We start from the raw sequence: 13655 nt of genomic DNA on the forward strand, positions 1-13655 counted from the left end.
AGTTAAGATCATGAAAAACTTCCGATGGACTTTTATAGTGCTGTTTTCTGCCCTGATTGCTTGCAGTCAAGGTTCAAATTCGGGCAATCTGTTTACGGTTGAGGCCAATGAATATCATGCTTTTGCGGTGGTAAGTCTACCACTTGGTAAAGTGCAACAAATATTGGATGAAAATTCTTGGGATTCCTATCGTATAAAGGATGTAGCGACTGGTAAGCTATTGGATCATCAATGGATAGAAGACGAGCAGGGCAATCCAAGCGAGTTTTTGGTAGGGGTTGATTTTTCTGTCAATTCTATTGTCCGATTGGAGCTGATTGCATCTTCAGAGCCTTATGAATTACCTGAGGTAAGGACTTTCTCACGATTTGTGCCTGAGCGAACGGATGATTATACTTGGGAAAATGATAAAGTTGCTTTTAGAACCTTTGGACCTGAGGCACTCAGAAGAGTCAAAGAGGGAGAAAAGGGAGGCACCTTTTCCAGTGGGATAGATGCTTGGCATAAGAAAGTGCCTTATTCCATTATTGATAAGTGGTATGAAAAAGAACTGTCAGGTGCGGGTTCCTATCACAAAGATACAGGTGAAGGTGCAGATTTCTATCATGTAGGAATCAGTAGAGGAATCGGCGGAACTGGCTTTTGGCATGCTGATACCTTGTATGCGGCAGAGAATTTCATTTCCTACAAAACCATCGCTGAAGGCCCTCTGAGAACAGTCTTTGAATTGGATTATGCTCCTTATGAAGTGAATGGGATTTCTATCAAGGAAACGAAGAGAATTTCTCTTGATCTCGGAAGTCAATTGACCAAATTTGAGATTTATATTCAAACTACTGAGCCACTACCGTATTTAACAGCCGGTTTGACCATGCATGATAATCAAGGTATTGCTTTCTCCGATGCTGCTGCGGGTTATTTTGGCTATTGGGAACCAATGGAGGATACATTTATTGGAACTGGACTCGTTGCTTCACCTTCTGATATTCAGTCTTCAATGGAACATGTGAGTACATATAGAGACCAAAGTCAAATCATTATTAATTTAAGCCCTTCCAATCAAAACAAGGTAGTATTCTATGCAGGCTTTGGCTGGGATCAGGCAAAGGAAATAACCTCCAAAGAGCAATGGGAAAGCTATTTATCGAGATTTGCCTTGATGCTGGCTAACCCAATCAATGTAAAATAACCACTACTCAACCTATCCTATTGTAAAAAAGCCAGCTAAATTCTTTTCAGCTGGCTTTTTACATTTAATTAGCTTCCACTTCACTCAGGTAGTTCAATAATTCTTGTTCCACTGCTAATTTCAAACCTTTAATTGCACCTAAATTTTCTCCCCATAAACTTTCGTTGGATAGAATTTTGTCGACTTTTTCTGATAATTCACTAGGCTCATTCCAGACGGAGCTGAAAAAAGCTATGATTTCAGGGCTGTCATTGACCGGAAGTTTTATATCCTGGTAGTCACCTTTGTAAAACAAAATTAATGCTGCAAGCGACTTGACTAAGGTAGCGGTAAGTTGTTGATTTTTATGATAATACCCAACAAGTGATGGTAGAACTCTGACTTTAAACTTGGATACAGCATTCAATGCGATGCTGGCAAGCTCATGGTGAATAAACGGATTTCGAAACCGGTCCAAAACATCCTTGGCAAAATCTTTCAATTCGTTTATTGGCATATCCATACTTGGGATAATTTCATCAAAGATGATTTTCTCCAAAACTGGATAAAACTTGACATCTTCCATACACTCTCTAACTGTTCTTAGTCCTTCTAAGTAGGCTAAAGGAACCATTGCCGTATGTGCTCCATTAAGGATTCTAACTTTACGTGTCCTGTAAGGGGTCAGGTCATCTACTACTTTGATTTGTAAGCCAGACTGCTCGATAGGCAGAATATCTTGAATGCTTTTGGGACCTTCAATGACCCACAAATGAAAAGGCTCTGCTTTGACTAACAAAGAGTCGGTGAACCCAATTTCTTGTTGAATTTCTTGGGCAGTTTCTTTGGGGAAACCTGGTACAATTCTATCTACAAGCGTATTGTAAAAGGTGTTGTGCTCATGTATCCAATCGGAAAAAGCTCTAGGAAGTCTCCAGAGATCTGCATATCGAAGCACGCAGTTTTTCAGAACCTCTCCATTTTTATCAATCAATTCACATGGTAAGATGTGTACTCCCTTGTCTTGGGCTGCATTGAAATGATTGTAGCGCTCCCATAATAAGAGTGCTAATTTCCCTGGAAAAGTCTTTGGAGTTTTGTAAAAAACCCGATCCATCGAATCAAATACAATCCCAGCTTCCGTTGTGTTGGAAAGTATGAGCTGTAGGTCTGGATTTTTAGCTAAATTTCTGAAACCTTCAAAATCTTCATGGGGGTTAATGCACCCATGTACAGAGGTAATCAGTCTGGATTCATTGACTGACTTTCCTTGGTAGAATCCCTGTAACAGTAAATGAAATAAACCATCTTGTGAATTCAATAGATCACCCATTCCCTGGGGAAGTGGTTGTACGATCTGAATATTTCCATTAAATCCTGCACGTTCATTCATACAATCAATCATCCAATCACAGAATCCCCGCATAAAGTTTCCTTCTCCAAATTGGATCACTTTAATAGGTCGGGTTGTGGTTTCGACTGTAGTTCTGTTCAGGTTTTGAAGGCTTGTCATGCTAGCTTAGAAATTGAAATAGGCTTTAGCATTGTAGTAGCTAATATCAGATATGATTTTACCTAGCCACTTTTCGTCCGCTGGTAATTCTCCTTTATCCACATCTCTGCCAATCAAGTTGCATAGAACTCTTCGGAAGTATTCATGTCTTGGGAAGGAGAGGAAACTTCTGGAATCCGTCAACATTCCAACAAAGCAGCTCAACAATCCCATATTGGATAAGGCATTGATTTGTTTTTCCATACCATCTTTTTGGTCTAAAAACCACCATCCTGAACCAAATTGGATTTTACCTTTCACAGACCCATCATTAAAGTTGCCTATCATGGTTGCAAGTACTTCATTGTAAGCTGGATTTAGGTTGTATAGGATGGTTTTGGTCAATTGGTCAGTAGAGTCCAGCAAATTGAGAAATGAAGCCAAACCTAAAGCTTGAGGATAATCTCCGATCGAATCAAAACCAGTATCAGGCCCTAGTTTAGACAACATACGCTCATTGGTATTTCTGAGGGCACCGAGATGAAATTGTTGTACCCAACCCTTGGCATGATACATCTTACATAGTTCAAGCAAGGTATGGAACTTGAAGTAGTTGATTTCTTCCTCTCCTAATGTTTGACCATATAGCAGTTTTTGGAATAAAAGGTCTGGGGAGTATTTTCCAAGTTTGAAAACATACAGTTGCTCTAGTCCATGGTCAGAAATCGTACAACCATGAGCTGCGAAAAAGTCCACACGGTTTTGTAACGCCTGAAGCAAATCAGAGTAATTGTTGATCCCAAACCCGACTACATCTGATAGTTTGCCTACATAAGCCATATAAGTTTTAGGGTTTTCAACTGCAAATGCTTTATCTGGGCGGAAAGCAGGGAATAATTTGGGCACAACAGCATTTTTCTGGCTCAGCTTATGGAACTCTAAGCTGTCAATTGGGTCATCTGTACTGCAAACTACCTCTACATTCATTTGTTGAAGCAATCCCTGAGCCCGAAAGGCATGTTCTTGCAAGGCTTCGGTGGTTTGGAAGTAAATTTCATGCGCATTCTCTGAATTCAATAATGCATCTATACCGAAGTAGCGTTTCAGTTCCAGATGGGTCCAATGATATAAGGGGTTTCTCAAAGTGTAGGGAACGGTCTCTGCCCATTTTTGGAATTTTTCCTGATCACTGGCATTACCTGTAATAAATTTTTCATCAATCCCTAGTGTTCGCATAGCTCTCCATTTGTAGTGGTCTCCTGCCAGCCAAACTTCTGAAATGCTTCTAAATTGTTTGTTTTCAGCAATTTCCTGAGGAGAAAGGTGATTGTGATAATCTATGATTGGAAGACCCTTAGCGTATTGGTGATAAAGTAATTTTGCGAATTCTGACTCTAACAAAAAGTCATCGCAAAGAAAACTCTTCTTGGTTATTGCGGTAGAAAACATAAGCATTAATAGGTTTTTGGTCGTTGATTATTTGTTCTGAGTTGATTGTCTGATAATCAATTCAGGTTTGAGAACTGTCTTTTGTTGGGTTTCATCTGTTTTTTCATTGTTAAGAGTAGCGAAAAAGGTTTCCGCTGTCACTCTACCCATAGGAATGGCTTTTTGGTCAACCGTCGTGATTGGAGGGTCGGTAAATGAGGTGAATGGTTCATTACCAAAGCCAGCAATTTTGACTTCTTGGGGGATTTTGAAGCCCTTTTCTTTCAGCACCTGTAACGCACCCATAGCTGCATAATCTGAACTTGAAAAGATTGCATCGAATTGCACGGCTTTTTTCAAGAGATTTTCTGTGCATATCCGACCATCTTCCAGCTGCATGTTGCTCTCTTCTATCAAGAGAGGATCAATTGGTAAGTTGTGATCTCTCAGGGCGTCTTCATATCCACGAAGTCTATCTTTGTATATGCTAATTTTTTTAGCACTCGTGAAGTGAACAATCCTTGAGCATCCTTGGGTAATGAGATGTTTGGTCACTTGATAGGCAGCTTGATAATCATCAATGACGATTTGGGAGACTTCCAGTTCATTGGTAAACCTGTCGAACAGGATTAAGGGGATATTCTTATCCAATACCTTTTGGAAATGTTCAAAGTTGGATGTGTTTTTCCCAATGGAAGCAAAAATTCCATCTACCCGCGCATTTAACAAGGCCTCAATGGTTTCAACTTCTTTTTCATAATCCTCATAGGACTGTGAAATAATAACTCTGTATCCAAGTCCATTGGCGATTTCTTCTACTCCTCTGATGATCGAAGAAAAAAAGTTTCTATTCACTGTAGGCACAACCACACCAATCAGTTTGCTTTTCCCACTGCGAAGTGCCGAGGCAATATGGTTAGGCTGATAGTTTAATTGCTTAGCCATTTTTATCACTTGCTTCTTGGTCGATTCAGAAATCCTTGGATTGTCATTCAAGGCTCTTGATACGGTGGAGGCAGTGATGTTGAGTTTATCGGCTATATCGTGTATGGTTGCTTTGCCTTTTTTCATGGATCACATGGGTTTATTCTCTTGGTCTACCAATGGTGGCAAGTATGCCTCCATCTACATAGATAATTTGTCCATTGACAAAATTGCTGGCCTTGGATGCTAGGAAGACAGTAACACCTGCCAAATCTTCGGGGTCTCCCCACCTTCCGGCAGGCGTTCTTTCCAGGATGAAGTTGTTCATCGGGTGACCGTCTACCCGAATAGGTTTGGTTTGCTCGGTGGCAAAATATCCTGGACCGATTCCATTCACTTGAATATTGTATTTGGCCCACTCAGTAGCCAGATTTCTGGTAAGCATTTTCAATCCGCCTTTTGCTGCTGCATAGGCCGAGACTGTATCCCTACCCAATTCACTCATCATGGAGCAGATATTGATGATTTTTCCGCCTCCTCTTTCAACCATACCCTTGGCAACAGCTTGAGATAGGATAAATGGAGAAACCAGGTCTACATCAACGACTTTTCGGAAATCATCAGGATTCATGTCTAAAGCAGGTACCCGCATAATCATACCGGCATTGTTGACCAAAATATCAATTGGGCCAATTTCAGTAGTGATTTTTTCTATGTTTTCTGCTACTTGACTTGCATTGGTGACATCAAAGAGATAGCCTTTTGCTTGTATTCCATCATTTTCGTATTCTTGAAGAGCAGAGATCATTTTTTCGGGAGTATGGCCGTTGACTACCAAGGTAGCTCCGTTCTTTGCCAAAGCTTTAGCCATTGCCATTCCTAAACCATGGGTAGCTCCTGTAACTAAAGCAACTTTTCCTTGTAATGAGAATAAATCGCCCATAATCAACGTAATTGGTCTGGTGAAACAATATCCATATCTCCGTAGTCCAAGTTTTCACCTGCCATGCCCCAAATGAAGGTATAATTGGATGTTCCTGCTCCACTATGGATAGACCAAGGTGGACAAATTATAGCTTGATGATTAGTCAGCCACATGTGGCGGGTTTCTTGCGGTTCACCCATAAAATGGCAAACGGTCTGTCCTGCTTGCAGATCAAAATAGAAATACGCTTCCATCCGTCTATCATGAGTATGTGCTGGCATGGTGTTCCATACTGAACCAGTTTTCAACTCTGTCATACCCATCTGAAGTTGACAGGTGCTCACAACTGAGTTTACAATCAACTTGTAGATAGTTCGTGCATTGGAATTTTCCGCTGAACCAAGTTCCACTATTTCAGCATTACTTTTATCAACTTTGGTAGTAGGAAAGCTAGTGTGGGCAGGTGCAGAATTAAAATACAAGAGGGCGTCTCCTGATTCTGAGGGGTGAAAAACAACTTTTTCTGCACCTTTGCCAATGTATAGGGCTTCTTTATGATTCAACGTAAATGATTCTCCATTGACATCTATGGTGCAACTTGCTCCCACATTGATGATTCCTATTTCTCTTCTTTCCAAAAAGGAAGTCGACTTCAACTGATCTACAGTTTCTAGTTCAAGGGATTTGGATTGAGGGAAAATCCCGCCTACGATCAAACGGTCATTTAAGGAATATACTCCGTGGATCTCATCAGCTGAAAACAATGATTCAATTACAAAATGCTCGCGCAGCTGCTCCGTATCATATTTTTTAACATCAGAGGGGTGGTTGGAATATCTTGTATGTATAAAGGTATGCATCGTGGTTATAGTTTATGCTATCGTTTGCGCAATATATGATTATTTTACAAGTTTTAATAAGGTGCTGGTTTCGAATTTGTCCATTATATTCCAAAATTGGCTTTAAAACACAAATTTAGTATGGTTTTTAGTTCTTGAACCGATTGAAAATACCCAAACAAATATACTTTTCCATCCTATACAATACGAGAAAAAAGATGATATAGTATGCAAACGATTGCTTTTTGTTGCACTTAATTTACTAATGTCTTTGTGCTCTTTTCACTGACCTCTATAAGTGTTCGTTAGAAATTATCTGACTTCACTTACCTTGACAACACGTAGCATGGTTGGCTGGGGCCAAGGTTTGGGAACCTCTCGATCTCGGTTGGCTCCTCCATGTTCCCAACGCAGGTAATACTTTACATTTTTTTCTTGGTAGATTCCTGAACCAGCAATTAGTTCCACCTGCATGGGGCCACCTAGTCGGCGCAAGTCGGGTATAGGCGCTATGATGAAATCAGATTCGGGTATAAGTAGGGCTTGTTGCCAAAATTCAGGCCTTGGAATTTCCTGTCCAATGGGTTGCAAAGTTGCCTCATTTAGGATTATTATGATTTCTTCGGTTGTACGATTCCAGACCTTTTAGCTAAGTTTTCCTTCACCATAGGTCTTCCATCCAAATGATAGGATGCCTCACAGGATGATTTCGTAAAACTTCCGGGTGGGTAGGTTGGGGATCAAAACTTAGGAAAAGATCTATATATCGCTCATCCTGCCAAGACAGACCTGCAAACAATAACAGCGAATGACGGATAGGCCATTTTTCGTGGATATCAATATCTTCTGCAAAGGGCCAACTTGATTTGTCTTCAATAAAAGGAGTCAGGAAACTCATTCCCAACTGCATGGATTTCCCATCATGCGTATAATACTCCCACAGATTGTCCTCGGGTGTAGACAGGATAAAAGCCAAATTGGCAAATGCATCTAAGTTGAAAAGTGAATAGCTGTAAGGCTTTGTTCGTCCAAGTTCTTGGGGGAAACTTCCATCAAGGGCCATTTGGTCTGGTAGTAGGATGTATTTGAAGCGGTTTCTTGCCAAATCTAGGATCCCCTCATGACCTACAAATCTTGCCATGGCAGAGGCGGTAACCGCCCATGTAGTTGCATGATTATTCAGTCGGTTCATTTCTCCGATACCATATTCATGGGTGGTCATCCACGTGATAAAGCGCCCAAACCAATTTTTGATTCTCCTGATATCTTCATCAGGAATAGCTTTCGTTATTTCCAATGCCCGGGCTGATTGTGCGACTTCAATCAGATGGTAGGCGTCGATAATCCCGATATCTCTCCCGGTCACCCGCCCTTGGATGGCTTGCGCATACAACATGTGAGGATTCATCAGGGTCTCAGGATTAGTAAACCAAGCCTTGAGGTGTGTCAGTGCATGGTCGGCATAGCGCTGATCTCCTGTCAGTAGCCAAGCACTGCTGAGGGCAGCAGTATATTCAGCAAAATCTCTGAGCACAAGTCGGTCATGTTCAAAACGGTCCGTAAACCGCTCCCCGTCTCTCTGAATAAATGGTCCATCAGGATTGTTGGGGTCCGGCCACCAATAGTCACCTTCTGAGTAAAAATCATTGGGTCCTCCTGCACTGCGCTCGGACACTTTTGCAGTGACGGTCACCGGTTCCTGTTGCAAGTACTGGTTGGCATTTTCGATGATACGATTACGTCCCTCATGGATGATTTTTTTCTGCAACTCATTTGGAGTTGAAAGGATTTGTGCATCGCTAGTCAATGCAATTCCAAAAATCAAAATAGTGATGACAAAAGAAGGAAAGACAAAGGTTGTTTTCATAGGTTTGTTTTGGTGTTACGTTGTATGTCAATTAGTGATAATTTGATACGTAAGTGTTACAAGGACACTCCACGCTTCCAAGGAATGAAATCATCCTGATTCAATTGTTGGGCTTTGGTCAGTTGGTCGCCTGAGGCTACTGAAATGATATAATCTAGCAACTCTTCGCTCATAGTTTCAATGGATTTTTCCCCATTGATAATCGGTCCAGTGTTGAAATCGATGATATCAGGCATGCGCTCAGCCAGTTGGGTGTTGGAGGAAATTTTGATCACCGGAACTATTGGATTCCCAGTTGGGGTGCCGAGACCTGTGGTGAACAGGATAATGTTGGCTCCCGAACCCGCCATGGCGGTGGTACTTTCTACGTCATTGCCAGGAGTACATAATAGGTTAAGTCCGTTTTTTTGAAGGTATTCTCCGTAGTCCAACACATCCACTACTGGTGAAGTACCTCCTTTTTTGGCTGCACCTGCTGATTTGATAGCATCGGTAATCAATCCGTCTTTGATATTACCTGGAGATGGGTTCATGTCAAAACCCGAACCTGCTTTCACAGCTGCTGATGCATAGGCTGACATCAGGTGCGAAAACTTCTCTGCAATGGAGTTGTCTACACATCTATTGATCAATTCCTGCTCTACCCCACAAAGCTCTGGAAATTCGGATAATACGGTCTTGCCGCCCAAAGCTACTATCAAATCAGAGACGTGACCAACTGTAGGATTGGCTGAAATACCCGAGAAGCCATCTGAACCACCACATTCTAATCCAATGCTTAATTTGCTTAAAGGTGCATCTTGGCGCTGAATCTTATTGACTTCAATCAAACCCAAAAATGTTTTTTTGATCGCTTCAGAGATCAACTGATTTTCGGTCCCTTCTACCTGTTGTTCTAGAATAGAAACTGGCTTCTGGAAATTTGTCTGCAAGTGTTCCAATTTATCCCGAAGGATGGCAGGTTGTGCATTTTGACAACCCAAACTTAATATGGTCGCACCGGCAACGTTGGGGTTGTGTATGTACCCAGCCAAAAGGGTGCAAAGCATCTCCGAATCTTGCCTCGTTCCTCCACAGCCTCCTTGATGGGTCAAGAATTTTAATCCATTGATGTTTTCAAATAAGGGATGAGTTCCTTCAATTATGCTTTGTTCTGCTGCTAGCGTATCAATTTCTTGCACCTTGCCAGATTGGTACAGAGCCTTCATTTGCCGCACCAAAGACTTGTATGGATTTGGCTTGGCAAATCCCAATTCCTCTAAAAATGCATCTTTGATTACTTCCACGTTTCTGTTTTCACAGAATACTAAGGGGATTATTAACCAATAATTGGCAGTACCCACCTGTCCATCTGCTCTGTGAAATCCTTTGAATGTTTTGTTAATAAATTTTTCAATGTTTGGAGCCGTCCATGAAGCTATCTCCGTTTTTTCGCCAAAAGAATTGGCTTCATGAGTAACATTTTGGGTGGTGATTACCTGGCCTACGGAAAGCTTCATCTTTGCTTTTCCTACAATCACTCCATACATGTAAATGTGATTTCCCGCAGAAATTGATTCGGTAGTAAATTTATGTTTGGCAGGGACGTCCTGTGCAAGTGTCCATGTCTTGCCTTCATACTCAATGATTTCTCCTTGTTTCAGATCGGTCAAAGCCACTAAAACATTATCTCTTGGATGGATTTTTAAAAATCTGGCGTTCATGTAATTTTTTCTTATATTGCGCAAACGATTGCACAATTTACAGTAAATAATTTTAGGAAAAAAAGCAAAGTCAGTAATTTCAACAATTAAACAAACCAATCGGCATGCGCAATAAAATCATCACCATAGGAGAAATCATGATGAGGCTTTCTACGCCCGGGCATGAGCGCTTTGTGCAGGCAGCGCAATTTCAGGTTCACTTTGGAGGAGCGGAGGCTAATGTAGCCATTTCTTTGGCCCATTGGGGTCAACCCGCACAACACGTGACGGCTCTACCTGCGCATGATTTAGGCCTTGCTGTAAAAAACTATTTACGTAAACACCAAGTGGATTGTACCCATGTCTATGAACAAGATGGAAGATTAGGTCTGTATTACCTTGAAAATGGGGTGATGCACCGCGCATCCAAAATCATCTATGATCGCTTTGATTCTGCGTTTTCAAATTGGGATGCTTTAGAAGTCGATTGGGATATGGTATTTCAGGACGCAGCTTGGTTTCATTGGACAGGCATTACTCCAGCCCTTTCGCAGGCTGCTGCTGATTTTCTTTTGAAGGCACTTCAAGCAGCAAAAAAGCACGGAGTAAAAGTAAGTGCTGACATCAATTACCGGCGTAATCTATGGAACTATGGCAAGAGTCCATTGGAAATCATGCCTGAATTGATACGATATGCGGATGTGGTGATTGCCGGCCTCACAGATTTTGAAAACTGCATGGATATTCAAGCCTCTGAATATGTCGAAGCCTGTCATCTTGCGAAGCGTGATTATCCTTCTATTGCTTATATCAGTACGACTGAAAGAGAAACTATCTCATCTAACCATAATCAGTTAAGTGCTATTTTATGGAATGGTCAAGAGCTGCTTACTTCCAAATCCTATGATATGCAACAGATTGTCGATAGAATCGGCGGTGGGGATGCATATATGGCCGGGCTGATTTATGGCTTACTACACATGCAAGACCAGGATGCTTTAGAATTTGCCCTTGCAGCATCTGTCTTAAAACATGGAATTCCTGGAGATGCCAATTTGGTATCTTTGGAAGAAGTACATGGATTGGTGACAGGTAATCAGGTAGGCAAACTTCTCAGATAAAATTAACCAATGTTCTCTCAAACCTATACAACTATGATGGATACCAATCGGATTGTCGCTCAAATGGGAAATGCAGGAATGATTCCTGTTTTTAGCCATGCCTCAATCGATGCATCCAAACGCGTACTCGATGCTTCTTACGAAGCGGGAGTACGCGTTTTTGAATTTACCAATAGAACAGCAGAAGCATCGGAAGTTTTTCAGGCTTTGAAACAACATGCTGAACAATACCCAGATTTGTTGTTGGGTATTGGGACCATTCTTACAGCGGCGGATGCTGAAAAATTCCATTTGATGGGAGCTGATTTTATAGTATCACCTGCCCTGGTTTCGGAAGTGGCCAGTTATTGCAATTTCAATCAAGTGTTTTGGATTCCTGGATGCGCTACTGTGACCGAAGTGTTTCAGGGCAAAAGTTTGGGAGCAACTTTGGTAAAAGCTTTCCCAGGAAACTTGTTAGGACCAGGTTTTATCAAAGCGGTGCTTTCGGTAATTCCTGATATCAAATTAATGCCGACCGGTGGTGTAGAACCCACCCAAGAAAATCTGGCAGCTTGGTTTGATGCTGGTGTTCATTGTGTAGGTATGGGGTCTCAATTGATCAACCCTCAGTGGATTATGGATAATGATATGGTTTCCTTACAAGCAAGTATTAGAAATGCATTGACAATCATTCAAGAAGTTAGCAAATGAGTAAGTGGAATAACTGGTTGGCAATTCTTTACATCCCACTTTTTATGACCTGTACAGGTCAGCGAAGTGAGCGAATAATCAAATTGGGTCATGGCTTAGGAGTAACACATCCAGTACATGAAGCAATGGTCTACATGGCTGATTTGGTGCGGGAAAAATCCAATGGGCAATTGGAAATCAAAGTTTATCCAAATGCCCAATTAGGAACCGAGCGCGAATTAGTAGAGTTGCTTCAAATAGGCAGCTTGGGAATGACAAAGGTTTCAGCAGCCACCTTGGAAAGTTTTGCTCCACGCATACAGGTGTTTTCTATGCCGTATATTTTTGAAGATGATGACCATAGGGATTTGGTTTTGAAAGGTGAAGTAGGAAAGGAATTGTTGTTGGAAGGAGAACAGTTTTGGTTGCGTGGTCTGTGTTATTACGATGCTGGCAAGCGTAGTTTTTATACCAAGCAAAAGCCTGTAGAAACGCTAGATGATATCAAAGGGCTCAAAATCCGAACGTTAGAAAGTAATATGGCGATCAATATGATTAAGAGTTTCGGCAGTTCTCCTACGCCCGTTTCTTATGGAGAATTATATACAGCCTTGCAGCAGGGAATCGTAGATGGAGCCGAGAACAATCCTCCAAGTTTGTACACCTCTCGTCATTATGAAGTTTGTAAATATTATTCTATCAATGAGCATACAGCTGTTCCAGATGTAGTTGTCATCAGTACCAAGGTCTGGAATTTGTTGACCGATCAAGAAAAGGAATGGCTCCAGGAAGCTGCGGATGAATCAGCTGTCTATCAATATCAGTTGTGGGAAAAATCAGTAGAAGAATCCCTGCGAGAAATGGAAAAAGCTGGTGTAATCATCAGTTATCCTGATCAGACACCGTTTCGGGAAGCAGTGCTAAGTTTGTATGAGTCTGTAAGACAAAATAATCCCGAAGTCTATCAACTGGTAGAGCGTATTCGGGCTGTCAGAAAATAGCTTGTCAAGTAAAGCCACAGAAAAAATTAACCATAAACCCACAACCATAAAACCTTATATCGATGAAACAAAAATTGGATAAAGTCATAGGACTAGCGCTCATGCTTTTGATGGCAGCAATGGTCCTAAATGTGACTTGGCAAGTCGTTTCCAGGTATGTTTTACAAAACCCCAGCTCTTTTACCGACGAATTATCCCGATACATGTTGATTTGGTTGGGAATGTTGGGTTCAGCCTATGTAGCTGGACAAAATCAGCACTTAGCGATTGACATCTTGCCCAACAAACTAGAAGGGACAAGCAAACAGCGTCTACTCTTGTTTATCGCTGCTGCGGTTTTGGTTTTTGCTTTGGTGGTGATGATCGTTGGTGGTGCTAACTTAGTTTACATCACCTTTTTATTAGGCCAAAAATCCGCGACCTTACAGGTGCCCCTAGCCTATGTATACGCTATCATTCCGTTCAGTGGCTTGCTGGTAGTGTTTTATCAAGCCCTTCAAATTCAAACCCTATTAACCAGCAAAACTGCATAAGCT

13 protein-coding genes are annotated in these 13655 nt (G+C 41.5%); 5 read left to right on the forward strand and 8 right to left on the reverse strand.

Translation table 11 applies throughout. The annotated features are described in order from the left end of the window. The first annotated feature begins 10 nt into the window (after nt 1-10). A complete protein-coding gene (locus IE080_RS10095) occupies nt 11-1189 on the forward strand; it encodes a BT3233 family polysaccharide utilization protein (protein ID WP_189581611.1) in 1179 nt (392 codons plus the stop codon). A gap of 64 nt (nt 1190-1253) precedes the next feature. Here the strand turns inward: IE080_RS10095 and IE080_RS10100 are convergent, their stop codons facing one another. From IE080_RS10100 to IE080_RS10135, 8 genes are all read right to left on the reverse strand, one after another. Beyond that, nucleotides 1254-2681 (reverse strand): tagaturonate reductase, encoded by a 1428-nt coding sequence (locus IE080_RS10100; RefSeq protein WP_189581614.1) that lies wholly within the window; start codon nt 2679-2681, stop codon nt 1254-1256. 6 nt (nt 2682-2687) lie between these two features. After that, nucleotides 2688-4109: a glucuronate isomerase gene (uxaC, locus tag IE080_RS10105; protein ID WP_189581618.1), complete on the reverse strand. Its 1422-nt coding sequence runs from the start codon at nt 4107-4109 to the stop codon at nt 2688-2690. Nucleotides 4110-4136: 27 nt separating this feature from the next. Further along, the gene (locus IE080_RS10110; protein ID WP_189581621.1) at nt 4137-5159 is read right to left on the reverse strand and encodes a LacI family DNA-binding transcriptional regulator; all 1023 of its coding nucleotides are present in this window, start codon (nt 5157-5159) and stop codon (nt 4137-4139) included. A 13-nt stretch (nt 5160-5172) separates the two neighbouring features. Further along, nucleotides 5173-5955 (reverse strand): gluconate 5-dehydrogenase, encoded by a 783-nt coding sequence (locus IE080_RS10115; protein ID WP_189581624.1) that lies wholly within the window; start codon nt 5953-5955, stop codon nt 5173-5175. A gap of 2 nt (nt 5956-5957) precedes the next feature. Next, nucleotides 5958-6797, reverse strand: coding sequence for a 5-dehydro-4-deoxy-D-glucuronate isomerase (gene kduI / locus IE080_RS10120; RefSeq protein ID WP_189581627.1), 840 nt, complete (start codon nt 6795-6797; stop codon nt 5958-5960). Nucleotides 6798-7088: 291 nt separating this feature from the next. After that, a complete protein-coding gene (locus IE080_RS10125) occupies nt 7089-7367 on the reverse strand; it encodes a hypothetical protein (RefSeq protein ID WP_189581630.1) in 279 nt (92 codons plus the stop codon). Between the two features lie 70 nt (nt 7368-7437). Further along, entirely contained in the window at nt 7438-8643 is a 1206-nt protein-coding gene (locus IE080_RS10130) for an alginate lyase family protein (protein WP_189581633.1), read from the reverse strand. Nucleotides 8644-8699: 56 nt separating this feature from the next. Then, a complete protein-coding gene (locus tag IE080_RS10135) occupies nt 8700-10346 on the reverse strand; it encodes a UxaA family hydrolase (RefSeq protein ID WP_189581636.1) in 1647 nt (548 codons plus the stop codon). 104 nt (nt 10347-10450) lie between these two features. Between IE080_RS10135 and IE080_RS10140 the strand changes: the two genes are divergently transcribed. The 4 genes from IE080_RS10140 to IE080_RS10155 all read left to right on the forward strand — a co-directional run bounded on the left by IE080_RS10140 (nt 10451) and on the right by IE080_RS10155 (nt 13652). Beyond that, complete coding sequence (locus IE080_RS10140) at nt 10451-11446, forward strand: sugar kinase (protein ID WP_189581639.1); 996 nt, start codon at nt 10451-10453, stop codon at nt 11444-11446. A 33-nt stretch (nt 11447-11479) separates the two neighbouring features. Further along, complete coding sequence (locus IE080_RS10145; protein WP_308428168.1) at nt 11480-12139, forward strand: beta/alpha barrel domain-containing protein; 660 nt, start codon at nt 11480-11482, stop codon at nt 12137-12139. Further along, a complete protein-coding gene (locus IE080_RS10150; RefSeq protein WP_189581642.1) occupies nt 12136-13119 on the forward strand; it encodes a TRAP transporter substrate-binding protein in 984 nt (327 codons plus the stop codon). The genes IE080_RS10145 and IE080_RS10150 overlap by 4 nt, the downstream gene beginning before the upstream one ends. 62 nt (nt 13120-13181) lie before the next feature. Then, complete coding sequence (locus tag IE080_RS10155) at nt 13182-13652, forward strand: TRAP transporter small permease (RefSeq protein WP_189581645.1); 471 nt, start codon at nt 13182-13184, stop codon at nt 13650-13652. Nucleotides 13653-13655: the final 3 nt, after the last annotated feature.

Source organism: Mongoliitalea lutea, from assembly GCF_014652135.1.
GTDB lineage: Bacteria > Bacteroidota > Bacteroidia > Cytophagales > Cyclobacteriaceae > Mongoliitalea > Mongoliitalea lutea.

Excerpts from the sequence above, each read along its gene's own strand:
- IE080_RS10095 (WP_189581611.1), top strand. The coding sequence starts at position 11 with ATGAAAAACTTCCGATGGACTTTTATAGTGCTGTTTTCTGCCCTGATT.
- IE080_RS10100 (WP_189581614.1), bottom strand. The coding sequence starts at position 2,681 with ATGACAAGCCTTCAAAACCTGAACAGAACTACAGTCGAAACCACAACC.
- uxaC (WP_189581618.1), bottom strand. The coding sequence starts at position 4,109 with ATGTTTTCTACCGCAATAACCAAGAAGAGTTTTCTTTGCGATGACTTT.
- IE080_RS10110 (WP_189581621.1), bottom strand. The coding sequence starts at position 5,159 with ATGAAAAAAGGCAAAGCAACCATACACGATATAGCCGATAAACTCAAC.
- IE080_RS10115 (WP_189581624.1), bottom strand. The coding sequence starts at position 5,955 with ATGGGCGATTTATTCTCATTACAAGGAAAAGTTGCTTTAGTTACAGGA.
- kduI (WP_189581627.1), bottom strand. The coding sequence starts at position 6,797 with ATGCATACCTTTATACATACAAGATATTCCAACCACCCCTCTGATGTT.
- IE080_RS10130 (WP_189581633.1), bottom strand. The coding sequence starts at position 8,643 with ATGAAAACAACCTTTGTCTTTCCTTCTTTTGTCATCACTATTTTGATT.
- IE080_RS10135 (WP_189581636.1), bottom strand. The coding sequence starts at position 10,346 with ATGAACGCCAGATTTTTAAAAATCCATCCAAGAGATAATGTTTTAGTG.
- IE080_RS10140 (WP_189581639.1), top strand. The coding sequence starts at position 10,451 with ATGCGCAATAAAATCATCACCATAGGAGAAATCATGATGAGGCTTTCT.
- IE080_RS10145 (WP_308428168.1), top strand. The coding sequence starts at position 11,480 with ATGATGGATACCAATCGGATTGTCGCTCAAATGGGAAATGCAGGAATG.
- IE080_RS10150 (WP_189581642.1), top strand. The coding sequence starts at position 12,136 with ATGAGTAAGTGGAATAACTGGTTGGCAATTCTTTACATCCCACTTTTT.
- IE080_RS10155 (WP_189581645.1), top strand. The coding sequence starts at position 13,182 with ATGAAACAAAAATTGGATAAAGTCATAGGACTAGCGCTCATGCTTTTG.